Source organism: Paenarthrobacter sp. PPS72, from assembly GCF_048537125.1.
GTDB lineage: Bacteria > Actinomycetota > Actinomycetes > Actinomycetales > Micrococcaceae > Arthrobacter > Arthrobacter nitroguajacolicus_E.
The window spans coordinates 261,968-283,225 of the sequence record NZ_JBLYIE010000004.1; the positions used below are offsets into that span (position 1 = coordinate 261,968).

The following is a 21,258-nucleotide window of genomic DNA, read 5'->3' on the forward strand; positions in this document are numbered from 1 at the left end:
TCAGTCCTTGGGGGAAAATCATGAAACTCACCACGAAACTTTTCGGGGGCCTCGCCGCATGCGCGCTGGCGCTCTCCGGAGCCGCTCCAGCCAACGCCGCCACAGCCTATCCCACTCCCACGCCGACACCTACCGACTGCTACGGCGCCCTGCTGACCGTGGAACCTAACGGTAATCTCGGTGCCGTGTTCCTCAACGGCGGCAAGCTTCAATGGGAGAACAGAAGCTGGTCGTCGCCCGTGCCCTTCGATGCGACTTACCTGACGCAGACCGGCGGACTAGGGGATGAAACCTTCGGCAAGTTCTCTTACTTCGGCACCTCCTCGGACGGCAAGGCGAAGTTCTACGATCAACGGCGGGATCTCCAACCTGACGGCACTTGGAAGCACTCCATTGACGGTCCCGTGACAACCATCGGCAACGGCTGGTTCCAGAAGTCCATCACCACCACCTACAGCGGCACAGCCGATGTCCGGGGCCAGCAGTTCGTCTTCCGGCTCACCAACGGCGGCGAGCTCTACCGCTACACCATCGACTCATACGCCCGGACCATCACCGGCACGGTCAAGGTGTTCGGCGGAGGCGCCTCCATCACATCGATCGGTTCAGCGCCCTCAGTTGCTGTCAACGGCAAACCCGTGGCCGTATTGATGGCCACCCTCTCCACCGGCGAACTGCGCCAGTACCTCATCCCGGATGCCACACCCACCCAGTGGAGCTCCAAAACGATCCGCCCGGCTGCGTCAAATGGCTGGCAGAATTTCACGGCCATCACCGCCCGGAAGTGCGATACAAAGGGGCAGATAATACTGGGCTACATCAAGCAGCGTCAGGTAGCCGCCTACTACGACCCCACCGGCCTGACCGTCAATGACAAGGACCTCGGCGGCGGGGCCTCGTCCATGCCCGCGCTGCCTGTTGGTACCAGGGTGTTCGGCTGACGCCCGCTTACTCACTGGATAAGGAAGCCGACGACGGCGGCAGCACCCGCCGTCGTCGGCTTCCAGTTGTGGCACGATTGCCAGCATCCATGGCGGGGCTGGCTCCCACAGAGTGAAGTTGATTGTTGGCTAGCTGCAGTTCGATGCCGCGGAGCTGTCGGTAAGGGGATCCCTCACCGTACGCCGCGGGTCTAAGTTGCCTCGATGGTTGCCGGACCGGTGCAGGGCCTGGGTCCGCATCGCAGTTGGGCCGACTCATGGCGCCCTCAGTGGCGACGGTATGGTGGCAGCTACCGGCTGCTGGGGTCGGCAGAAGTCAAAGGGTGCGGTGAGGTCTCCGGGCAACCAACCGGATGCCGATCCTGGGAGCAGGGCCATGATTTCATCGCGGTTGAGGGGTTTGTCACCGTAGCTGTGAAACAGTGCCCCGTGCGCCTCCTCGACGTTTCCCGTCAGGTGAGGCCCGACAAGTTCAGAGTAGAGCGGACCGAAATAGCTCCACCAGACGGGGTGTGCAGGAAGGCCGCGCCACATGCCCCGAAACCACTGGTTTGACGCCTCCTCCGTTCGTTTTATCTTTTCGGCCGTCACATGGCTTCGCGTGATTTCGGCGCTTGCAAAGAAGGCCCCTACTCGTTCTGCAAGCGCCAGGAAGAACGGTCTCAACGCAGGCACTGTACCGGCATCACCATTTCCATAAGCTGACAGGCTCAAAGAGATGGCTCCGACATGCATAGGTGCCGAATCCGCATCGTCGACCAGCTTTGAAAATCCGAGGTTCTGAACAAAGGCCGAGCCGGTAGCTTGCAGCCACGGCATCTTATTGGACTGCAGCGCCTCCAGAAATGAGGAGTCGTCGTCCGGGCGCTCCCAAGGCCTGTTCCCAAGGCTCCTTTGGTAATTCCTGGGCAGCGCTTGCGGAAGGTGCTCCCTGCACACATCCAAGTACTTCTGTCCCAGTGTGACCGCGTCCTCGTTCTGAATGAAGTACCACTGCGCCGTGACACCGTTGACGAACTCCCCGGGCGACAGATGCTTGTAGTACTCCTCATAAGCCGTGAGCGGGGGCGCCTTTGGCTCCGGCCACGTCCCGTCAGTCTGCGCATCTATGGCCACCCCGCTCACAGCCCTGGCCAGTTTCTTCGCGAAAGCCCAAGCATGAGGGATTTCCGTTGCAGGACCGCAGCCCTCAACGCTGATGTCGTACCGGTACTTGATCCCAGGAATGACAACGCTCGCCTGGCGATCGTCAATGTCATCCCCGCTGTCAGGATAAGGACCCTCGACCGTGAAGCCGTAATTTCGTTGAGTGCCACGGTTGACCAGAAAGCCCCAGGCTTGTGCATCGGAGGGCCCGCTTTCAGCAGGGTCGAAGCTCAGCCCGCGAATGTTGTTGATGCGGGTTGCGACGTTTTCATGGCTGAGCGCTTCTGAACCGTAAACAAAGAAATCGTAGGACACCGGCTCAGCCTAGCTTGCTGCACGCGTATAGATCCTGCCGTGTTCGTTGTTAATAGGCACAGATGAGCGGCTCCTGGGCTTGTGGGTCCCGGGGCCGCTCATTGTGGTGCCGGCCGGTGGTGTTGATTGTGTTTGCGAGTCTGTTTCGACGTGTGCCGAGGCTGTTGACGGCCTCGATCCCGCGGTCGATGGGTCAGCAACAACAACCATGGGGGTGCCGACCGGCCTCAAGCGAGCCGCTCAGAGGCCTGTGGCCGATTCACTCAGTCGACCGCGGTGGATCACACTGAGTCCGGCGCACGGTCCTTCAACACGGCCGGCGGCGCATCGGCAGATCGTATCAGCGGCAGCACCGGGCGGAACGGGATCGACGTCGCGAGTCCGAGCACGATGACGGAACCAAGAGCGAGCGTTCCCGCCCATGCGCCGCGCGGGTCGCTGAACGAGATGCGCCCCTCGCTGATCAGCGGAGTGAAGGCCACGAGGGCGGCCGCAGCCACAGCCGACAAGGCGCCGACGACGACGCGCAGCCACGGGCGCCCCCGGCCGCCGAAGGCGTAGCCGAGGCCGATGGCGATGAGCGCGACGGCGATCCCGGCCGTGCCGATGCCCTGCGCCAGTGCCGCGAGCGTCCCCGGCACGGTGAGGGGAAGGAGACCCAAGATGAGCGGCGACAATGCGAGCCACCGCCAGGGCGGCCGATCGCCCGTGCGGCGGATGTGGTCCGCCCAGCCCAACAGTCCGCCGACGATTCCTGCGCCGCCGAGCACGGCGACGAACGTTGCGTACCAGCCGAAAGTGGACTCGGGGCCTGCAATCTCTGCCATGAAGGCCCGGAATCCGGCGGCCCAGGTGACCCCGAGGAGTGCTCCAATGAGGATGCTCAGCGCCGCTGCCCGCACTCGAGCGCGGCCAGCGCGGACGTCGGAATCGATCTGCACGGTGTCCATCTCACATGCTCCTTTTCCACTTCAAGTTTCTAGCAGTCCGCGCTCGATGATGCCGACTGAGTCGTATTCGGCGAGGGCCCTCCGGACTGCGGCGATCCGACCTTTCATCTCCTTGTCCCGGAGCACACGCTCCGCGCCGCGCGCGACCGCGCCAGCGGAGGGTGTCTCCGAGCGGAGATCCACTGCCAGGCCGCGGTAGGCAAGTCTGACGTTGATGTCGCCCTTGCCCTCGCGAGTGCCCGCAACGAGCAGGCTGACGCCGTGGCTGAGCGCGAGGAGTACACCACCGAGTCCGCCGTTGGTGACATAGAGCTCCGTGTGCGGGAAGAGCACGTCGAAGTCGACGAAGTCCTCGATCAGCAGGTTGTCGCGCTGGTAGCGGGATCGTAAAGCGTCCGTTCCAACGCCGCCGGTCACAACAACGAGCAGCCGGTCGCCGCCAGCGAACGCTTCGATCGCCGGGATCAGGAGCTTGCGCGGGTCATGATTGTCGACGGTTCCTTGCGAGACGACCACGACCTGACCCGACCGCTCCAGAATGCGCGGATCCAGCGATGCGGTAGCCCTCAGACGGTGCGGCAGCAGCGCGCCTACCCACTCCGTGTTGGGCGGAACATATGCGTCGGGAAAGTCGAGCTCGGGAAGCCCCACATTGAAGACTCGACGCGCGACGTCCGGCTGCTGGGTGCAGTCGAGGTAGTCCTCGGCAGTCACGCTGGGCAGACCTTCCTCTGCGAGGAATCGGTTGAACGTCCCGACAGCCTTCCGGCTGGCCGAAAGGAGCATGGCGCGAGCGATGCGATTGACGATCCTGCCCGCGAAAGTCCGAGCCGGACGCAGTCCGAAGAACGGTGTGATCGGGTTGCTCCCCCGCAGCGTCGGAGCGGCAATCGAGCCCATCACGAACACCGGCACATCCAGAAGCTTCGCGGCGAGGTAGCCAGCATAGAACGCGCCGTCGATCAGCAGAGCGTCGAACGGGAATCGCTCGCGGGCGTCACGGATGTCGTGGAACTGTGCCCCAACCGGTCGGGCGAAGAAGACGTCCGCATCGAATTCGATGGCCTTGGGGCCTTTGAGCTTCCGGCGCTCGGGGAAGACGGCGTTCACGTTGTCGGCCGTGATCTCGGTCGCCTCCGCGTAGGGGATGACCTCCAGGCCGAGACGCTCGACCCGGGCCGCGTACTCAGGACCCGCATACCACCTGACATCGTGGCCGCGTTCAGCCAGGCGAACGGCGGGCCCGGTGAGCGGGTTGAAGTGCCCCGCTGCAGGGACTGTCGCGACAAGAATTTTCACGTGCACCCCCCAGTGGAATGACGATGATGCCGAGGAAGATCTCCCCTCCCAACTTACTGTAGCGCGCCACTAGTGAAATAGTCTAGTAGACTTGTCGACGTGCCCCCGTCCCCTCGTGAGCCCCAGCGCCCGAACACTCGTCTGCCAGGCGCGTCTGCCGCCCACCGCGGTGTGCGCCGACAGAAAGCCCTTGAAACCCGGTGGCGGATCATGGATGCCGCGCTCGACGAGTTCACGGAGCGCGGCTATCACGACACCACCATGACGGCCATCGCCCAGCGAGCCGGGGTTGCCGTTCAAACGGTCTACCTCGGATTCCGCACGAAGGGCGGCTTGCTGGAAGAGCTCGTGGGCAATGCCGTCCTCGGTCGCACGCGGGACGGGCAGATCGGGCGACCCGACGAGACACAGGCCTTTAACCGTGCGCTGGCAGAGCCTGACGGAGTCAAGGCGCTCGAGCTCTGGGTGGACGCGGTATTGCCGGTGTACGCGCGCACGTCCGCGATCAGTGACGTTGGCCATGCCGCATATGTGTCCGACCCGTACATCGCCGAGTGGTGGGTGCGGAGCGAAGCGCTCCGGCTCGACGGATGCGTGCGCATAGTGCAGTCGCTGGCCCGGTACGGCTGGCTGCGAGCCGGACTTAGTGTCGAGGAAGGGGCGGACGTCCTCGCCACGACGCTGTCACCGCAGTCCTACCTCGCGTTCACGGTTGATCGGGGCTGGACCGTCGATCACCTCGGGGAGTGGCTCAAGCACGCACTCCCGCGGCTGCTCCTGGATACCACGCACTAGCTTTCCCGTTGGGATTCAAGAGCGATTGCGGACTAGTCTCCGGCCTGCCATAAGAAACCAAAACGGCATGCCCAACCAACCTGCAAGGCCGATCAGTCCACCACTACCACGGTGGAGGATCCTTGACCGGACGCATTATTGCGCAGCGCCATCAGTGCATGGGCCATTGCTAGGTTTCAGCGTCGCGAATGATCTGTTCAAGGTATGCCACATGGGAGAGGAAGGCTTTTCGGCCCGTCTCCGTCAGCGAGGCCCAGCCGTGTGGGCGGGTGTTGACCGTGCGTGAGGAGAGTTGTATGTAGCCGGCTTCCTCCAGCCGTTTGAGGTGTTTGCTGAGAACTGAAGGGCTTATGTCCAGGCTGTCTCGCAGGAGTTGGTATTCGGCGTCGCCGAGCCGGTGCAGGAGGCTGCAGATACGCAGGCGGTATGGGCTGTGAATTACGTCGTCCGAGGCTGGCACCGGAGATTCTTGGGCAGGCATTATCGATTCTCGCGGATCGAATTGGCGAGTGCATTCTCCATTCGGGCGCTTGACCAAAGGCATGCGGCCCCCGCGAGGACGGATCCGAGCCACAGCACCCATCCCTCTTTTGTCATGGTGAAGAGGAGGATGCCGGCCGCCCCGAGTACGAGTACGGCAGCCGTTTGGAGCAGCCCCCATCGAAGGGCCGGGCTGTCGGCCCAGGGATCGGCTTGGGTCTTGGTCACCCAGGGGCGGACAAGGCCTAGTCCTACCGCAGCTGCGGCGCTGATGGAAATGACCAAGATGAATGCGCCGTCTTCCAATCCGAAAGCTCGAACAAATGCAACCACCGCCAGTGCAAACCCGAGGCGGTACCAGAACGGAGCACGGGCCCTCTGGGCGGCCCTCGATGTGTCCTGCCGGAGCGCTGCAAGGGCTTTGCGAGCTGCGGTTGCCTCTGTTTCTCCGCTTCTATTTTCCATATCGGAAAACTAACGTTTTCTTATGTGGAAAGTCAAGAGCCGATGATCGGAGTGAGTTGATTTCAGCGTCCCAAAAGCCGGTCGTCCACTAGGCCCACCAGTGCCCGCTGAGGGATTCCTCCACCGGGGCAGTTTGCGGTTGGCCTGGCGGACGCTCAGGCCTTCTGTCAGTGATCCGTCAGTCGTATGGTTGCGCGAAATCAGGGGGTCGGACAACTTGCAGATCTTACCGCGGTAGAACCGCGCCTGTGATCGGCTGGGTGATCAGTTGCGCCACCAAGGTTGCCGCTAGCCATTGCTGGTAGCGGTCCGCCGACCAGCCTCGTTCCTCGACAAGCTCCCGATAGATTGCCTCGTTCGAGAAGCACCATAGGAGGTCACTTGCGGTTGCTTCGTTTATACCGCGAGGGAGATCGGCACGCAGTCCGTGGATAAACTCCGCGAGGGTTCGTGCACGGCTGTCTAATACTTTGCGGTAGTCTGCGGCGACCTTCGCGTCAGACGCCGCGGCCTGGCGGTGGATGGAGATGACGTCATAACTCGTCTCCATCTGCTGACGTACCATTTGGGCCCATAGCCCAAGGCGGCGGGAAGCGTCCGGTTCGGCCGCCGCGTTGGCCATCAATTCAGTGATCTTCGAGTCCCGCAACATGGCGTGGCGCATGCCTGCGAGCAAGGCACGCTTATTTCCGAACGCCGCGTAGATCGTTTGCGGGGCGACGCCAGCCTCCGCGGCGATGGAATCAATGGTAGTGGCTGCCCATCCGTTGGCTGCCATAAGCGCCCGCGCGGCGGCAATAACGCGGTCCTTGGTTTCCTGAGCCTGACGCTGCCGGTGCGTCATTCGGCTGGGAGGAATCATGAAGTCAGTATAGTCACGGGCAACTAAGTGGAGTATAACTTTGTTCATTAGAGTTCCACTAAAGTGAGATGGAGCGGACAGTGGCAAACTCACCAGAAATGAAGGGCAACGCGAAGTTTCCAGCGGCGGTGCAGGAACACCGTTTACTCCATGGGAGAGCGCGTCGCCTTACGGGTTGGTGCGGAATCGGGATGGTTGCGGCAATCGTGATCAACGGCCCACTGTCTGTAGCGCTGCAAAGGACACCCAGTTACTGGGATGCGGGCGCTGGCCCGAAATTTGCCGGGTACCTCCAAGACGGAGCGAACGTGGACCAAATGGTCGTCTTTTTCGCCCTATCGAACTTAATCTTCGTGTTTGCGATCGGATTCTTCGCGGGGATGCGGCACGTCAGCAACCGGACAGAGCACTCCGAATGGCTAAATGGGGTGGTCTCCATCGGCTCGGCAATCTTTCTCGCCGGCGGGCTGCTGTCCGAGACACTGTCGACCGGTATCGCCGTGGTACTTCGGTCAACCCCCGACTATAGCCTCGACGTCAATTCCGCTCTTCTGCTGCAGGGTCTGTGGTTCACCGCTCTTGCTCAGGGGCAGGTGGCTTTGGGCGTGGTCATCGTCGCGATCAGCCTGAGCTCGCTGCGCGCGGGAGGGCTGCCCAGATGGCTCGCTTGGTTTGGCGTCATCGCCGGTATCGTGACCATCCTGCGACCGGTCTTAATCACACAGATACCGCTGTTCATCGTTTCCTTCCAACCCGTCTTCCTCTGGATCGCCGTAGTCTCCGTTGTCCTCGTTAAAACCGGCGCTCGTCGTCGGCCAATTGATCGATCCGGGTCCACCACCGCAGCAGTTTAGCCCGCCCACCGATTCGGTCAGTACAAGTTGTCGTGCCGGACGGGGGAACCCTCTACAGTTCTTGCCAGACGAGTTCGGGGACGTGGGCATAGCTTTGTTCAAGCGTGGAAAGCGCGGCAGCCCGGTTATGTTCTGATGCGGGAACTTTTCTGCAGGCGTCGGACACTACTAGGTATGAACGACTTGGGGGAACAGGATGCTGAGCTATGGACGAGGTGCGTTGATGGGGACGCGGACGCGCTCGGTTTGTTGTTCGACCGGCATTCGGATGCCGTCTTTCGATATTGCCTAAGTCGGACGGGATCCTGGCATGACGCTGAAGAGTTGGTCTCTGTCACGTTCTTGGAAGCGTGGCGGCAACGCGGCTCTTTGACCTTGCAGCGGGCTTCGCTGCTGCCGTGGCTGCTGGGCGTTGCTACCAACGCTGCACGAAACAGTGCCCGTTCCGCTCGTAGATACGAGCAGTTTTTGGACCGCCTTCCACACACCCAATTTGTTCCGGATCACGCCACAGCTGCGGTCGAACGGATAGCCACCGAGCGGCAGGTACAAGAGCTTCTAGCCGGTACCAAAGCGCTCACCGATGGCGAGCGGGATGTATTGCTGCTGTGCGTGATGAACGGGTACAGCTACGAAGAAACCGCCGCGTCGCTTGGCATCCGCGTCGGCACTGTCCGGTCGAGAGTCAACCGGGCCAAGAAAAAACTTCGTTCAGCCGCCCCCCATCTGCTCGGCGGCATCGCGGGAAACCCCACAGCCCTGGAATCGAGGTTGTCATGAATCTGTCAGACGTCCAGTACCCGCACGACACGAAACAGGCCGTGCGCGCGCTCCTCATTCAGGAAGCCCGACGGGAACCCAAACATGTCCCGTGGTGGCGAAAGCCGGCAGTTATGACATTTGCCGGGTTGGCGTTGGCCGGTTCGACCGCCGCTGGCGTATACGTCGCATTGGCACCAGTGGAGGACAAAAGAGACATCCGCTGCTATTACCAAGCCGACCTCACCACCACCTATCCGGTCGAGAACTCACCAGGAGAGACCAAGCCCCCGTACATCACGACCGGAATCTTCGAAGTGGGTTTTGATGCCAAGAACAACACCAACCCGGATGATTCAAACGCCGGCATGATGCAGATCAACGACCCCATCAACCAGTGCAGCCGCGTATGGGACTCGGGAGTCATGATCATCGAAGGAATCAATGATCATCTCGTCGCCGATGATTTCGTGTCGCCGCCCCCGGGAGTCCCTGCCGAACGCACCCTGACCGAACCGGCAAGGGATCAGAACGGCAACCTCCTCTACCCCGATCCCAGTATCCGGACCTTCGGCAACTACATCCCCTTCCTGACCGAATGCGTCGTTGATAACGCCGTAGCCGTCATTCCTGGGCCCGCAGAAGTCTGCGCCCAGCTCGGCATCCCCACACTCGAAAAATAGCCAAGACCTACAGAAGAGGCACACCATGAAGAAGTCCACCGCTGCACTTAGCCTGACAGCCCTCATCGCTGCCAGCGGGATCTACTACACCTCAACAACACTCGCCAGCGCCATCGCGGCAGTACCTGATCAACCCGCAGACGCTGCTGCCTACGCGACTGCGCCGGCAAGCGACTCGGTCTTCACAGCAATACCTGGCCCTTCCCAAGCGGCCACACCCCTCGCGGGCCTCGCCCCTGTCGCAGTGGAAGACAAACGCGACATCCGCTGCTACCACCGCGCCGATATAGCTTCCGAATATCAGGTTGAGGGCTCGTCGGAGACCGCGCGGCCGCCCTTTGTGAGGACAGGAATTGAGGAAGTCGGGTTTGATGGCAAAACCAACCCAACACCCGAAGATCCCAGCTCGGGACTCTTGCAGGTGGCCGATCCAATTAACCAGTGCAGCCGCGTCTGGGACTCGGGAGTCATGATCCTGAATGGAATCAACCATAATCTAGTACCCGACGATTTTGTCTCCCCGCCCGCGGGATTCCCTGCCGAACGCACCCTGGCCGAACCCGCGAGGGATCAGAACGGCAACCCCCTCTATCCTGACCCCAACATCCGGACCTTCGGCAACTACATCCCATTCCTCACAGAGTGCGTCATCGACGAGAAAGTAGGAGTCTTTCCCGGCACAGCCGAAGTCTGCAACGAACTCGGAATCCCTTCCCTCGCCACATAGAACCAACGCACCCTGAGGGATCCTCTCCCGGACTGCGAAACCGAGTATGGCTTGAAATCGCGCCATCGGAAGCGAAGAGAAATCGGGGCTGAAGGAAAGCTACGTGGGGAGCCGTGGTTCTCCAAGGGCCTAACGGCACGGGACCGGAACATCATCAACCGAGCGAATTTGGGCGCCGCCTCTGCCACCGGGTTGATATTCGCACCACTCCTCGGCGAAGGCTTGTACGGCAACCCAAACTATAGGTGCGGATGCTGCTACAACCAGGATGATGGCCAAGCCCGCCCAAACCCATGTTTTACGGGCGGTGACGCTTCGTCGCATCATCACGAATGCCACTAAGCCGGCCAAAAAGGTTGCCAGAACGGCGCTAACTTGCAGCGCCTGGTTGGACGTAGCCCCAGTCCCGGTGAGTACGGACGTAATGGTGGCCCCAGCGATAAGAGCGGATGAAATCGCGGGCAGAACTGCCAGCGAACAGAAGCTCGTAGCCAGGACCCCGGCTAGACGTGGTCGATCAGGTCTTACCCTGGCAAATTTGCTGTCCAATATTCCCCCAAGTGTTCGTTGCCCGACGCTACCAGACCACCGCCCCACACTGTTCTGCTTCCGGCAGCTCACTTCGTCCCGTAAGGGGGGGCTGACGAGCGCCTCCGCGTTCGGTTGGGGATCCTTTACCGGACACGTCGGAACGGCCAGAGCTCCGGAAGAACCAAGGGGGCTGCTTACTGGTCCGCCGTGTCGATATACACTCACGCCATGAGTCCTTGGTTCAAAAGGTCAGCAGTAACGTCGCCCCTGACCGAAGCCCCCGTGTATTTCGTGTCAGCGTCCACCGCGATCAGGGCCACACCCGAGCTGATCTGGGACCTCATCAAACCAGCGGAGAAAGGCCCACTCCTTTCACCGGACGTTGTTTGTGGTTTTCGTGCTCCTGACGTGGAAGGTCTCGGTGAGATTCAGGTATTCATCTCGGTGCATGCTGGCGTCGAAAACGTGTCCGCCGTGGAAGTGATGGAGGAGATTCCATGCGAACTGGCAATCACCCGCTACATGGGGGACGAAGATCCGGCAGCGCGATTCCAGTACGTTGTGCATACCGCGGATGACGGCACGTCAGTTTTCGAAATCGGGAAGTACTTCACACTGCCGCCCGACGAATCCGAAAATCTAGACAGGTATGAGAGGAACTACGAACTCTTGTGCCAGCAGTACGTCGATCGGGTGAAGACTCTCCTCGAGTAGCCTGTTGTCCGCTGGCGGATCCCTTACCGGGCGTTTGCCCGGCCAATCTCGGATCGGCGCATTTTCGACCTTCAGGCCACCGGCTAAAGGTACCTGTCATTTTCAGAAGCTGACTGCACTGAATGTCAGTAGTCATCTGCACTGCGAATTTGTGTCCGATAGAGGACCCGCGAGGAGCAATCGACTATGAACCCTCGGTGGCTCGCAGAAGCGTCAGAAACTCTTCAAGCGCCACCGTGCTCTGGCGATCAACGTCAACTCATCTTCAACTGTCGCTGTGTCTGTTTCCGCGTCGAGCAGCACGTTGAATGCGTTGTACGTGAAGTATCGCCGCCCAGTCTGCAACTGCTCGATTGCCGTGAGGAGCTGAGCCCGGATGAAGTCGTTCAACTCCCCGGTTAGGAACTCGTCAAGGGGTGGCCGCGGCATGTCAGCGGTCACCGGTTGTTGTCAGTATAAGGAGCACGCGTTGATTCAAGCACAGACGATCGCGGAAACTGCCCAGGCCGGCATCGTGAGCTGCCAAACTCTGTCCATGCAAGGAAACTATCCAGTGTCCGGTGAGGGACCGTCTACCGGGCCATTCAACGCGCCGCTTCGTCCTCGTGACTTTCCGACCAGCGGGCCAAAGCATCGGGAACCTTCGTCCCTCGCGCCTTAGCGCTCGACCGCTGATCAAAGTGACGCTTTGTGCATAGGACTTCGGACACCAGCGTGTCCTTAGCCGACTGCACTACTCCCGCAAACCACAGGGATGTCAGTGCAGTTAGCTTCTGAAAACGACAAAGCGGCAGGGTTGTGAATCGCAGGGATAAGTGGCGGCATTTTCGCAGAGCTAAATGTCACCCCGGCCGCCGTAAGCCGATTAGTACCGAACTGGGATGTAGTTACGCGGTGATGTGGCGGAGAATGGGGTCCGCGATTGCGCGAGATGGTGCACACAGGGTTTGCCCGAGTTCCCTGAAGGCGTCATCCCGGTTCGCGAAGTACCCGTAGTCGGCTCGGACGAACTGTGAGAGGTTATACGCATTGTCGTCTGCTCTGCCATCCCAGTCGACGGCGCAACGCCCAGCGGCTTCGAACAGCGTTTCCGAGCCGCGGTTCGTGAATGATCCGCCTCCGCGGCATCCGATCGTACCGAAGAGCTCGGACGCAGACCGCCACTCGTCAAGGCTAAATTCCGGCCACGCGAGCAGTATCCGGTCCGGAAGCGCAAGGCCGATGTGTGGGAAGCGCGGATACCAGAAGGATCGATCGATGAGTAGGGCGCGCACTCTTGTGGCAACTCCGATGGCTCGCGCTGCACTTTCGAGAATTGCGAGGCGTTGGCTGCATGACCCGAAGCCGCGAGCGAGCGTTCTAGAAGCTGGAGTGCTCTCCTCCAGCGCATATACGGCACGCACCTCATCGCGGATGATCGTGTGAGCAGCCTGGAGCACAGCCACCTGCTCGCTGGACTGTGCGAGGTCTTGCGAGCGAGACACCAGCCGTGCGATCCCCGGTGTTTCATAGTCGAGAATGCCTGTTGGGGCAACGGAGCCTGGCTGTGCCGCGCCACCTCCAGCCCGGCCAGGTGTGCGTCGATACCAGGGCGTGAGGATCGTAGTGATGGCGGTCAAACTTGTGTCTCCGCTGTCGGGCCAGTGCTGCGCTTCCGGATTTCGCGTAGCACAATCTGCTCGGGGCAGACGGTAGAGAGGAAGTCACCGACCGAGAGGGCAAGTCGTTCACCTGCAAGCGAGTAGAGGATGCGATTAGCGTCGCGCCGTTCGGTGACCAGGCCGGCCTGGCGCAGCACGCTCAGGTGCCGGGAGATTGTCGGGCCAGTGGCCTGGAACCGCGCCGCGATCTCACCCGCGGCCAGCTCGCCGTCCTTGAGGTCTTGCAGGATCTGCCTTCTCGTCGGATGCGCGAGGGCGGCGAAGATGTCTGACGCTGTGTCTGTCATGTTTGCAATATAGCACAATTGCTATGTACATTGTAGCTTAATTGCTAATAAGCGAAGGAGCAATACCATGCGTGTAGCCATCACCGGCGGTACCGGGTTCGTCGGGCGTCACCTTGCCGAGCGGCTGGACACCGCGGACGCCGTTATCGTGTCCCGTCGGACGGGCGTTCCGATCGACGACGTGGACGCATTGTCGACGGCCTTCGCCGGCTGCGACGTCGTCGCGCATTGCGCGGGGATCAATCGTGAGATCGGCAACCAAACCTTCTTACGCGTGCACATCGACGGCACCCGGGCGGTCATCGAGGCAGCCCGCCGGGCAGGCGTACAACGGATCGTAATGCTGAGCTTCCTCCGCGCCCGGCCCGACTGTGGTTCGGCCTACCACGAGACGAAGTGGGCCGCAGAGGAACTCATACGGCAGTCCGGGATAGACCACACGATCCTCAAAGCGGGAATGATCTACGGCCCGGGCGACCACATGATCGATCACGCCACACGCGCTGTGCGCACCTGGCCGGTCTTCGCGACTGTCGGGTACCGCGACCGGACAGTCCGCCCCGTACCAGTCGAGGAAGCAGTAAACGTGCTGCTCGCAGCCCTCGAGGGGGCGTGTTCCCATCCCAACCGTCGCCCTCCTTGGAGCAGAGGAGCTTGAATTCGGCGCGGCTGTTCGCCGGATCGCCCGCATCGCCGGGCGGCGGCCTGTCTTCGTCCGTTTCCCGGTCTGGGCCATCCGCGCACTCGCGCAGCTAACCGAGTGGACAATGGTCGTGCCGCTGGTAGCGAAGGCACAAGCGCGCATGCTCGCCGAAGGTGTTAGCGAGCCCGCGCCATTCGCAGCCGAACTCCACGACGGAATCCGCCCTACTCTCCCGTTTGACGACGAGCGCATCCGGGCCGCGCTGCCCGAGGGTCGATTTGACCTCAGCGATCTCCTAATCACGAAGTGGTGGGCCGGGCACCGCCCGCGCAAGGACGTGTAGCCGGCAGAGCCACGGTGGGGAGCATCCAAACCGAATGCTCATAAACGACCGTCTATGAGACGGATCGAGCACAATCTGCCAGTGTGACCTTCAGCGATAAATGGCGGTGTTTTCACGGCGCTATTTGGCGCAAGGTGCAGCCCGCGAGGGGAACCTCATCCGGGGCGCTGCAACGTTCCGATAGCGGATCCTTGACCGGGCGCTACCGATTCGTCTACGTGTTGTCGTGCTGAGGGCGGACGTTGCTCGACGCTCCGCCACTGATTGCTCACCAGCGCGTTTCCTGGCGACATCGTGACAGAATTGCGCAGGATGGATCAGCTCACGGGTTTGCGGGTGGTGGCTTCAGCGGTCACCTGCGCTTTTGTATCTGCAATTATCTGGAGGAAACGTTGACGCTCCAAGGGTGTTGCGCCCGCCAGGCGAATGACCCTGCCCAGGTATGGATCCCGCTGCATCAGCTCGTTACGACTCGTCCTAAGAGTCGTATACCCTGCCCGCTTCTCCGCGCGCTCCCGGACGGCACACCAATTGATGAGCACGATGACAGGGATGACACTGGCCGCCATACAGGCGACCATGGTGTTGGTGAACCAGGACTGCGGCATCCCGGAGTTGTTCATAATCAGAGTCACTAGGCAGATGGCAAGCGATATCGTCGTAAACCGGTAGCGCCATCGCCACAAAATGAACGCGGTGGGACCATCGATCAATCCACCTTCTGACGACATATTTATCCCACTGTCCATTGCATATCGAAGGTCTGATCGGCGGTGTTCCGACTGACACAGCCCCTGCTGTGCAGAGAGCCCCATCAAAGCTAGCCCAGTCAGAAGCCCAAATCCTACGCGGCTACTTGAGGATAATATGCCAATTGGACCGTAGGTCTGCTGCACTGGGTCCCCAGCAAATTCCTAGCGCCCGGTAGAGGATCCTTTACCGGGCACCAGGGTGTCCGGTAAACCACGGCTTACGGGCAAGCCGCTGATGTCGTTACCGAACGGTAAACATTGGCGCTGGTGGAGGCTTGCTACTCAGCGCTAATTGGCGGCCGATTTCATGCGGAGTTCGTCAGCCTCTTCCTCCGTAACGATTCCGACGAGCTCGGCAATCTTCACGACGATGTCTTCCATGGGCTCTTCGGCCGTGCTGAATCCACCACGCGACGCGAGTGTCGGGGTGACCTGGTCGAGCTCCTCGAACGTTACCCCGTGCATGACTGGTACTAAGAGGCTTCGGCGCAGCAGCGTACAGACCGCAGCATTGCTCGCAATGCTGCGGTCTGTACGCAGCTTGTCGAGCATGGCGGGCGTCACCAGCACGATCCCCATGCGCGAACTCACCAATCCACGGTCGATGGCTACTCCGGGTCCGCCACTAGGGCAATCTGGGTGAGCCATCCACTGGCGGCTTCATAGCCGGCTTCCCAACCGACATAGGAATGAGCCGCAACAACGAGGGCCTTATTTCGGGCTACGGAATCAACAGTCATATGAAGATCGACTAAGAATGCCGGCCTATCGGGTTCGGCTAGCGCATGTCGAAGTTGCTGCACTGGTTTTCCCTGGACAGCTGTAGCGGCCCCGCCTACGTGTTCTGGAGTTTGAACGACCGCCTGATCGTGAGCCGAACCGTCATGGGCACAACTGCAAAACCAACGAAAACTCTCTCGAACGTTGCGCTCCGCCCCGACGCGCTACCGCTTCGCTCCCGCGCTGCCGTGACGTGCTCTCGTTCTCACGCCGACGCAACGCACAAACTCGCAACGTTTCACACACTCGGCTGCATCGCGTCGCGACCCGTGTTGCTATTCGCTAATACGTGCATTCGAACTCGTACTTATAACCACCCGGTCCAACGCTCGTCATCGTGAACATCCCGGGGTTCTTGCGCTCAGGATTGCTGAATGGGACGGATGGCGTCGTTCCATTTGAACTATCGAAATCCCATGCGTCAATTACTCGGCCGTTGACGACGGTCGCTCCCGGCCCAGGAATCGAAATACCACCTTGCGCTGGTGTACGGCAACCGTAATCACCATCCTTCAGTGGAACGCCAGGCTGGCCTGCCGCGAACCAACCCATCACGCACGTGCCAATGATCCCCGTGAGAATGAACCAATTGGCGAAGTTCTGGTGCCACGGGAGTTTGACACTCGGGGATTGGGACACAGTGGTACACCCTTCGTCGTGCTCGATGCCTGCGAACCCGACGGGCGCAAGATTTCCTCAGTTGAGTATGCTACGGCCATTGTGCGTCGTCATGGCCATTCGGCGGATCTATCTGCGCGGCGAGTCGCAACGCTGACCAGTACGCATCGCGGCTGCAAATTTGCGCGTAGGACGACATGAATGACAGTCTGAGCGATCTTCACGCCTCGTACGTGTGAACCGCCGTCCACGATGCCGCTCGTCTTAAAACGTCAGCCAACTTGGCTGCTACTTGTGTGAAAAAGTGACACTATTTCCACCGAGTCCATCAATGCGGACTGTAAAGGTAGGTTCAGAAGCGTCGTTGAAATTCCAACCACTTCTCATAGGTGAGCTTTGCCCTGGTTTGAGATTTTCATTCCAGTAAGGCTTTCACCTTGTCATCCTGGACCGTACGGACATCATAGTCACCGTCCTTAGCACTGTTAGCAACTAACTCGACATCACTACGTCCCAAGACGCCTTCTTCCGACAAGTTCTTGATGGTGATATCGAAGTAGAGGTTGTCAGCACCTTTCTCTTGGGTACCACCGAGGGTCGTGACAGCGAAGTCTGCATCTTTCCCCGGTTTGAAATCCTCTCTCATTGGTGGATGGACGAGCGCTTACGGAAGCGAAGCATCCTTGCGCGCGGATTTGAGCGACGCACTGCTTTATTATCCGAGTTTGTTACTGCTCGATCCGCTGGCGAACTTCTTCGATGATCGATCCGCATTACCCCCGGCGAGGGGCATCCGCTATAGGCGTCGCGATGGCATGGACAACGTCGTGCATTCCGGACCCGAGCTCTGGAGTCGAGCTGACGCCTACGAGTCGCTGCGAGAGGACCCCAAGTCGGCTGCGGCCCGCTTTGCCCGAATTGTGGACAACCTCTATGCCCTTGAGGGATCGATCCGCGAGGGCGTTGTCGTGCTCCGTAGCCAGTGGCCGGTCCTTGCCCAGCGAAGGGTGCAGCTCGGATCCGCCGTGCGGCACGATGTGGGGTGGAAGGAGCTCCAGGACTTCATCGCATCGGTCCCCCCCTGACGAGGTCGGGCCAATGGCTTGGGACAACTTGCAGGGTTCTTCGGTGTCACTTAGCGATCCACACTCGGGCACATCTGCGCCCTTTGAGCCACCGCCTAACGGGCGGTCGATACGTGCGTAATCTTCAACTCATGGACGCCCCTCGACCTCTGCCGAACATCGGCGCTCCAGCCGTCAGGGCACTAGCGGAGGCAGGGGTACGGACCTTGCATGATGCAGAGCGCATCGGCCTCGATCACCTCGCGGCGCTTCACGGAGTTGGACCGAAGGCCATTCGCCTCCTGCCAGCCGCGCTCGAGCAATAGCGCATAGAAGCCGATCCCTCGCTCGCCTTAAAACGCGCGCTGAGGAATCCCTTACGGGCCGGCCTTCATCTCAGAGAAGTGGCGCGCTACTTGGAGGTCAAGACGCGACAACGGTTGCAGTTTTGGCGGATAGGAGCCGGTGCGTAGATCAAACACATGCTCAAGTTTCCGTTCGCCGGAATGGGCGACCTCGACAGACACATGCTTCGCATCAGCGAACCAGCGCCAGCTCCAACCGCCAGTAGGGTGGGCATACAAACTGTTTGGGGGAACAATGAAATACCGAAAATTGATGACGACTGCCGCCGTTGCGGCTCTTCTGGTAATGACCGGGTGCTCGAGCTATGCAGGAATCGCTGCTGTACAGAGGACAGCCGAAGCTAAAGACGATTTCCCGGCCGAAGTTGAGAGCCTAGACCCGAAAATGCCCTCCGACTTCCGATTCCTCATTGAGGACGCCGGAGTGAAGTACTTCGCAGCCGAAGGTTCTGATCACACCAGCGCCTCCTGACCAATGGGTCACGGGCTGTAGCGACAGGATTACGGGGGACCGCGAAATCGTCACTGTCGGCCACATCGGACAGCCCACGGCGAAGCTGGTGACAACCGGCTTCGATACCCAGGCCCTTGAATCCGAGGGCTGGAGCAAGGTCCACGACAACGTCCTCGTCAGCAGGTGACGGGCCCGTAGGACCATGCGGTATCGCCCGATAGGCGCGAATGGCCACGGTGGCCTCGCTGTCCGTAGCTTGAGGGCTACACCCGGTTCAACGGCGGCCGAAATACATGCCGAAGCCGAGCCTCCAACGCGGCAGCGTCACGCTCAGTACGTGCTCGGAGCCAGGAAACATCACAGCCCAGCAGCCAGCTCCGAATCGCTGTCGCCTGCCCAGTCGTCACCTTCTGCCGGTTCGGATTGCCCGTGACATTGGGCGGGATCTGAAACAGCAGCTCACATACATTCCGACGCAACGAAGATCCCGCAAGGCTCACACCTCCGCCAAGGTGCGTCGAGAGCCGCTTCTGCAGACTCGTCGCCGTACCAACATACTGCGGAACCCCACCACGCGACCACAGGTAAACCCCCGGCTCATTCGGCAGATCCGCGCGGGTCAGGCCACTTGCAGCACGTCTCGGCGCCGCAAGGAGCCGACTCCAATCCTTGCCCGCAAGCTCAGCGGAGTCGAGCGTTATCGACGAAGTCGCCTCGTCCAGCGCATCGAGAATGGCGTCCATCTCGAAGTCATCCTCGGCACCGTAGATGTTCAAATCGCTTTGGTCATAGCTGTTCGTCACGACGCAACAGTATCGTCAACTAAATAGCAGACACGAGCGGGAGAGTCAGGCTGACCCTTCCTGCGCAGCGGGCCCGATAGACGGTCCCCCCACCGGCCGCCATGCGGTCCCAACCAGCGCTAAGCAAAATTCGCGTCATTCTGCGGAACCAGAATTCCCGTAAGACCCGCCCGCAAAACTGCCCGGTGAAGGTACCCTAAACGCTACACACTTTCCCGTCCCACTGCCCTCGATAAGAAACACCCTTGGTGGGATGATTCAGGCTCGATGCGGCCAGTCGGTGTTTCGAAACTGAGCCGCCCAGCTGAACAGCTACTCCACGGTCACTGCCACCGACGGCCAGCCCGAGGCTCCGTCGGGCACTGGATCGGCGCGCGTGTCCGTCTGGGTTTCGCCGGTGCTGTCGGTGGCCCTGGCCTTGACGTAGTGCATGCCGGGCGTGGCATCCCATTCGTAGGACCACTGGCGCCACGTGATGGTGGAGGCTTCGTCGGAGAGGGTCGCTTCCACCCAATCGCCGTCGTCGATCTGCACTTCCACCTTGGTGATTCCGCGCGTCTGCGCCCATGCGGTGCCGCCCACAGCGACCTTGCCTGCCTTCAATCTCGCAAAGGACGCCGGTACATCCACGCGTGCCATGGTCTTGATGGGGCCGCGCTCCGACCAGCCTCGCTGGGTCCAGTAAGCCTTGCTGTCCGCGAAGCGGGTGACCTCCAGGTCAACCACCCATTTGGTGGCGGAGACGAAGCCGTAAAGTCCCGGAACCACCATCCGCACAGGGTATCCGTGCTCTAAAGGAAGCGGCTCATCGTTCATGCCTATGGCCAGCATGGCATCACGGTCATCCTGCAGGACCTCCAGCGGAGTGGACGCGCTGAAACCGTCAATGGATGTTGAGAGCACCATGTCCGCACCATCCTTCGGCTTGGCCATGGCCAGGACTTCACGGATGGGCATTCCCAGCCACTTGGCGTTTCCGGCAAGCTTCCCGCCCACCGGGTTGGACACGCAGGTGAGGGTGACGTGCGATTCGATCAGGTCGGCGTCGAGCAGGTCCTGGAAGGTGAGGGTTACTTCCTCCTCAACCATTCCGTGCACCCGCAGTACCCAGTCATCGACGTTGATTTCCGGGACGCTCAGGGCCGTATCAATGCGGTAGAACTCACTGTTCGGCGTCAGCCAGGGGAACACTCCCGGGACCGGTGACTGGACGCCGGCAGGCACAGGGGGCGCAGCCTTAATCGGCGCCGGCAGCTTGAGTGCATCCCGGGCCTGCGCAATATTGTTGCGTGCTGCACCCAGTAGCCGCCCACCGGTCGCCGCGATTCCGGCGGCCACCGCAGTGATCCCTGCAGCAGCGAAGAAGCGACGGCGGCTGGTACCGGAGCCGCCCACGTGAGTGTCGGCGTCGGACGCTATGTCGGCGGGTGTTTCAGGCCACGACTTCAGCCCCCACAATGGCACGATGAGGCGGCGCAGGGCGATGAGGCCGGCGATGGTTCCTACGACGGAGGGAATGGCGTCGGCGGGTCCCACGCTTGCGCGAGTCAGGACCGCGGCCACGATCACTGCGCCCATGAACAGCACGCCCAGGACGCCGAGGGCCCACTTCTTGTAGGCCACAACTCCCAGGACGCACGCCAATACGGCGATGGTCAGGCCCATGCCCACGAACAACGCAGCTTTGTCGTTCGTACCGAAAGTGGCGATCGCAAAGTCCTTCAGCCACGACGGCGTGAAGTCGATGAACGTGGATCCCAGGGCAAACACCGGGGTTGCCCTGGCAGTGAAGAAGGCGCCGACCAGCTCGGCAACGGCGAGCACGACGGCGGCCGACACCACGCCTGCCAGCGCTGCCATGGTTTCGGGGCCTTTGGTCCGGAGTCCGAGCTTTTTCATGTCAGTGGTTCGTAGCAGCGGGAAGCAGGGATGGGTGTGTCACTTTGAACATCTGTTCATAATTTTCC

The 21,258-nt window shown here is 60.9% G+C and carries 26 protein-coding genes; 11 read left to right on the forward strand and 15 right to left on the reverse strand.

The genetic code is table 11. The features are described from left to right. The first annotated feature begins 20 nt into the window (after nucleotides 1–20). On the forward strand, nucleotides 21–941 hold the full coding sequence (locus tag ACLRGI_RS02625) for a hypothetical protein (protein ID WP_419200156.1): 921 nt from the start codon (nucleotides 21–23) through the stop codon (nucleotides 939–941). A gap of 255 nt (nucleotides 942–1,196) precedes the next feature. Here the strand turns inward: ACLRGI_RS02625 and ACLRGI_RS02630 are convergent, their stop codons facing one another. From ACLRGI_RS02630 to ACLRGI_RS02640, 3 genes are all read right to left on the reverse strand, one after another. Next, nucleotides 1,197–2,402: a hypothetical protein gene (locus tag ACLRGI_RS02630; protein ID WP_419200157.1), complete on the reverse strand. Its 1,206-nt coding sequence runs from the start codon at nucleotides 2,400–2,402 to the stop codon at nucleotides 1,197–1,199. A 281-nt stretch (nucleotides 2,403–2,683) separates the two neighbouring features. Continuing rightward, entirely contained in the window at nucleotides 2,684–3,352 is a 669-nt protein-coding gene (locus ACLRGI_RS02635; protein ID WP_419200158.1) for a hypothetical protein, read from the reverse strand. A gap of 21 nt (nucleotides 3,353–3,373) precedes the next feature. After that, entirely contained in the window at nucleotides 3,374–4,651 is a 1,278-nt protein-coding gene (locus tag ACLRGI_RS02640; RefSeq protein ID WP_419200159.1) for a glycosyltransferase, read from the reverse strand. Between the two features lie 99 nt (nucleotides 4,652–4,750). Between ACLRGI_RS02640 and ACLRGI_RS02645 the strand changes: the two genes are divergently transcribed. After that, nucleotides 4,751–5,446 (forward strand): TetR/AcrR family transcriptional regulator, encoded by a 696-nt coding sequence (locus tag ACLRGI_RS02645; RefSeq protein WP_419200160.1) that lies wholly within the window; start codon nucleotides 4,751–4,753, stop codon nucleotides 5,444–5,446. Between the two features lie 169 nt (nucleotides 5,447–5,615). Here the strand turns inward: ACLRGI_RS02645 and ACLRGI_RS02650 are convergent, their stop codons facing one another. The 3 genes from ACLRGI_RS02650 to ACLRGI_RS02660 all read right to left on the reverse strand — a co-directional run bounded on the left by ACLRGI_RS02650 (nucleotide 5,616) and on the right by ACLRGI_RS02660 (nucleotide 7,253). After that, nucleotides 5,616–5,927: a transcriptional regulator gene (locus tag ACLRGI_RS02650; RefSeq protein ID WP_419200161.1), complete on the reverse strand. Its 312-nt coding sequence runs from the start codon at nucleotides 5,925–5,927 to the stop codon at nucleotides 5,616–5,618. After that, nucleotides 5,927–6,391, reverse strand: coding sequence for a hypothetical protein (locus ACLRGI_RS02655; protein WP_419200162.1), 465 nt, complete (start codon nucleotides 6,389–6,391; stop codon nucleotides 5,927–5,929). The genes ACLRGI_RS02650 and ACLRGI_RS02655 overlap by 1 nt, the downstream gene beginning before the upstream one ends. Before the next feature lie 226 nt (nucleotides 6,392–6,617). After that, the gene (locus ACLRGI_RS02660; protein ID WP_419200163.1) at nucleotides 6,618–7,253 is read right to left on the reverse strand and encodes a TetR/AcrR family transcriptional regulator; all 636 of its coding nucleotides are present in this window, start codon (nucleotides 7,251–7,253) and stop codon (nucleotides 6,618–6,620) included. 191 nt (nucleotides 7,254–7,444) lie between these two features. Here ACLRGI_RS02660 and ACLRGI_RS02665 point away from each other — a divergent pair, with 191 nt between their 5' ends. From ACLRGI_RS02665 to ACLRGI_RS02685, 5 genes are all read left to right on the forward strand, one after another. Continuing rightward, nucleotides 7,445–8,107, forward strand: coding sequence for a hypothetical protein (locus ACLRGI_RS02665; protein ID WP_419200164.1), 663 nt, complete (start codon nucleotides 7,445–7,447; stop codon nucleotides 8,105–8,107). A 174-nt stretch (nucleotides 8,108–8,281) separates the two neighbouring features. Then, complete coding sequence (locus ACLRGI_RS02670; protein WP_419200165.1) at nucleotides 8,282–8,887, forward strand: RNA polymerase sigma factor; 606 nt, start codon at nucleotides 8,282–8,284, stop codon at nucleotides 8,885–8,887. Further along, the gene (locus ACLRGI_RS02675; protein ID WP_419200166.1) at nucleotides 8,884–9,549 is read left to right on the forward strand and encodes a hypothetical protein; all 666 of its coding nucleotides are present in this window, start codon (nucleotides 8,884–8,886) and stop codon (nucleotides 9,547–9,549) included. The genes ACLRGI_RS02670 and ACLRGI_RS02675 overlap by 4 nt, the downstream gene beginning before the upstream one ends. A 25-nt stretch (nucleotides 9,550–9,574) precedes the next feature. After that, nucleotides 9,575–10,276, forward strand: coding sequence for a hypothetical protein (locus ACLRGI_RS02680; protein ID WP_419200167.1), 702 nt, complete (start codon nucleotides 9,575–9,577; stop codon nucleotides 10,274–10,276). 759 nt (nucleotides 10,277–11,035) lie between these two features. Continuing rightward, complete coding sequence (locus ACLRGI_RS02685; protein ID WP_419200168.1) at nucleotides 11,036–11,521, forward strand: hypothetical protein; 486 nt, start codon at nucleotides 11,036–11,038, stop codon at nucleotides 11,519–11,521. 213 nt (nucleotides 11,522–11,734) lie between these two features. Here ACLRGI_RS02685 and ACLRGI_RS02690 read toward each other — a convergent pair whose 3' ends face one another. From ACLRGI_RS02690 to ACLRGI_RS02700, 3 genes are all read right to left on the reverse strand, one after another. After that, nucleotides 11,735–11,962 (reverse strand): hypothetical protein, encoded by a 228-nt coding sequence (locus tag ACLRGI_RS02690; RefSeq protein WP_419200169.1) that lies wholly within the window; start codon nucleotides 11,960–11,962, stop codon nucleotides 11,735–11,737. A gap of 446 nt (nucleotides 11,963–12,408) precedes the next feature. Beyond that, complete coding sequence (locus tag ACLRGI_RS02695; RefSeq protein WP_419200170.1) at nucleotides 12,409–13,005, reverse strand: hypothetical protein; 597 nt, start codon at nucleotides 13,003–13,005, stop codon at nucleotides 12,409–12,411. 131 nt (nucleotides 13,006–13,136) lie between these two features. Further along, a complete protein-coding gene (locus ACLRGI_RS02700; RefSeq protein WP_419200171.1) occupies nucleotides 13,137–13,469 on the reverse strand; it encodes a metalloregulator ArsR/SmtB family transcription factor in 333 nt (110 codons plus the stop codon). Nucleotides 13,470–13,536: 67 nt separating this feature from the next. On the opposite strand from ACLRGI_RS02700, the gene ACLRGI_RS02705 reads away from it, so the two are divergent. Then, a complete protein-coding gene (locus ACLRGI_RS02705) occupies nucleotides 13,537–14,127 on the forward strand; it encodes an SDR family oxidoreductase (RefSeq protein WP_419200172.1) in 591 nt (196 codons plus the stop codon). A gap of 115 nt (nucleotides 14,128–14,242) precedes the next feature. Beyond that, entirely contained in the window at nucleotides 14,243–14,455 is a 213-nt protein-coding gene (locus ACLRGI_RS02710; protein ID WP_419200173.1) for a hypothetical protein, read from the forward strand. Between the two features lie 317 nt (nucleotides 14,456–14,772). On the opposite strand, the gene ACLRGI_RS02715 is transcribed toward ACLRGI_RS02710, so the two are convergent. The 4 genes from ACLRGI_RS02715 to ACLRGI_RS02730 all read right to left on the reverse strand — a co-directional run bounded on the left by ACLRGI_RS02715 (nucleotide 14,773) and on the right by ACLRGI_RS02730 (nucleotide 17,251). Then, nucleotides 14,773–15,090: a hypothetical protein gene (locus ACLRGI_RS02715; protein ID WP_419200174.1), complete on the reverse strand. Its 318-nt coding sequence runs from the start codon at nucleotides 15,088–15,090 to the stop codon at nucleotides 14,773–14,775. 405 nt (nucleotides 15,091–15,495) lie between these two features. Then, the gene (locus ACLRGI_RS02720; RefSeq protein ID WP_419200175.1) at nucleotides 15,496–15,798 is read right to left on the reverse strand and encodes a hypothetical protein; all 303 of its coding nucleotides are present in this window, start codon (nucleotides 15,796–15,798) and stop codon (nucleotides 15,496–15,498) included. A gap of 17 nt (nucleotides 15,799–15,815) precedes the next feature. Next, nucleotides 15,816–15,947: a hypothetical protein gene (locus tag ACLRGI_RS02725; protein WP_419200176.1), complete on the reverse strand. Its 132-nt coding sequence runs from the start codon at nucleotides 15,945–15,947 to the stop codon at nucleotides 15,816–15,818. A 1,073-nt stretch (nucleotides 15,948–17,020) separates the two neighbouring features. Further along, complete coding sequence (locus tag ACLRGI_RS02730) at nucleotides 17,021–17,251, reverse strand: hypothetical protein (protein WP_419200177.1); 231 nt, start codon at nucleotides 17,249–17,251, stop codon at nucleotides 17,021–17,023. Nucleotides 17,252–17,330: 79 nt separating this feature from the next. On the opposite strand from ACLRGI_RS02730, the gene ACLRGI_RS02735 reads away from it, so the two are divergent. Together ACLRGI_RS02735 and ACLRGI_RS02740 are read left to right on the forward strand one after the other, a co-directional pair. After that, nucleotides 17,331–17,690, forward strand: coding sequence for a hypothetical protein (locus ACLRGI_RS02735; RefSeq protein WP_419200178.1), 360 nt, complete (start codon nucleotides 17,331–17,333; stop codon nucleotides 17,688–17,690). A 597-nt stretch (nucleotides 17,691–18,287) separates the two neighbouring features. Next, a complete protein-coding gene (locus tag ACLRGI_RS02740; protein WP_419200179.1) occupies nucleotides 18,288–18,506 on the forward strand; it encodes a hypothetical protein in 219 nt (72 codons plus the stop codon). A 245-nt stretch (nucleotides 18,507–18,751) separates the two neighbouring features. Here ACLRGI_RS02740 and ACLRGI_RS02745 read toward each other — a convergent pair whose 3' ends face one another. Together ACLRGI_RS02745 and ACLRGI_RS02750 are read right to left on the reverse strand one after the other, a co-directional pair. Further along, entirely contained in the window at nucleotides 18,752–19,291 is a 540-nt protein-coding gene (locus ACLRGI_RS02745) for a GIY-YIG nuclease family protein (RefSeq protein ID WP_419200180.1), read from the reverse strand. Between the two features lie 312 nt (nucleotides 19,292–19,603). Beyond that, on the reverse strand, nucleotides 19,604–21,190 hold the full coding sequence (locus tag ACLRGI_RS02750) for a molybdopterin-dependent oxidoreductase (protein ID WP_419200181.1): 1,587 nt from the start codon (nucleotides 21,188–21,190) through the stop codon (nucleotides 19,604–19,606). Nucleotides 21,191–21,258 lie beyond the last annotated feature (68 nt).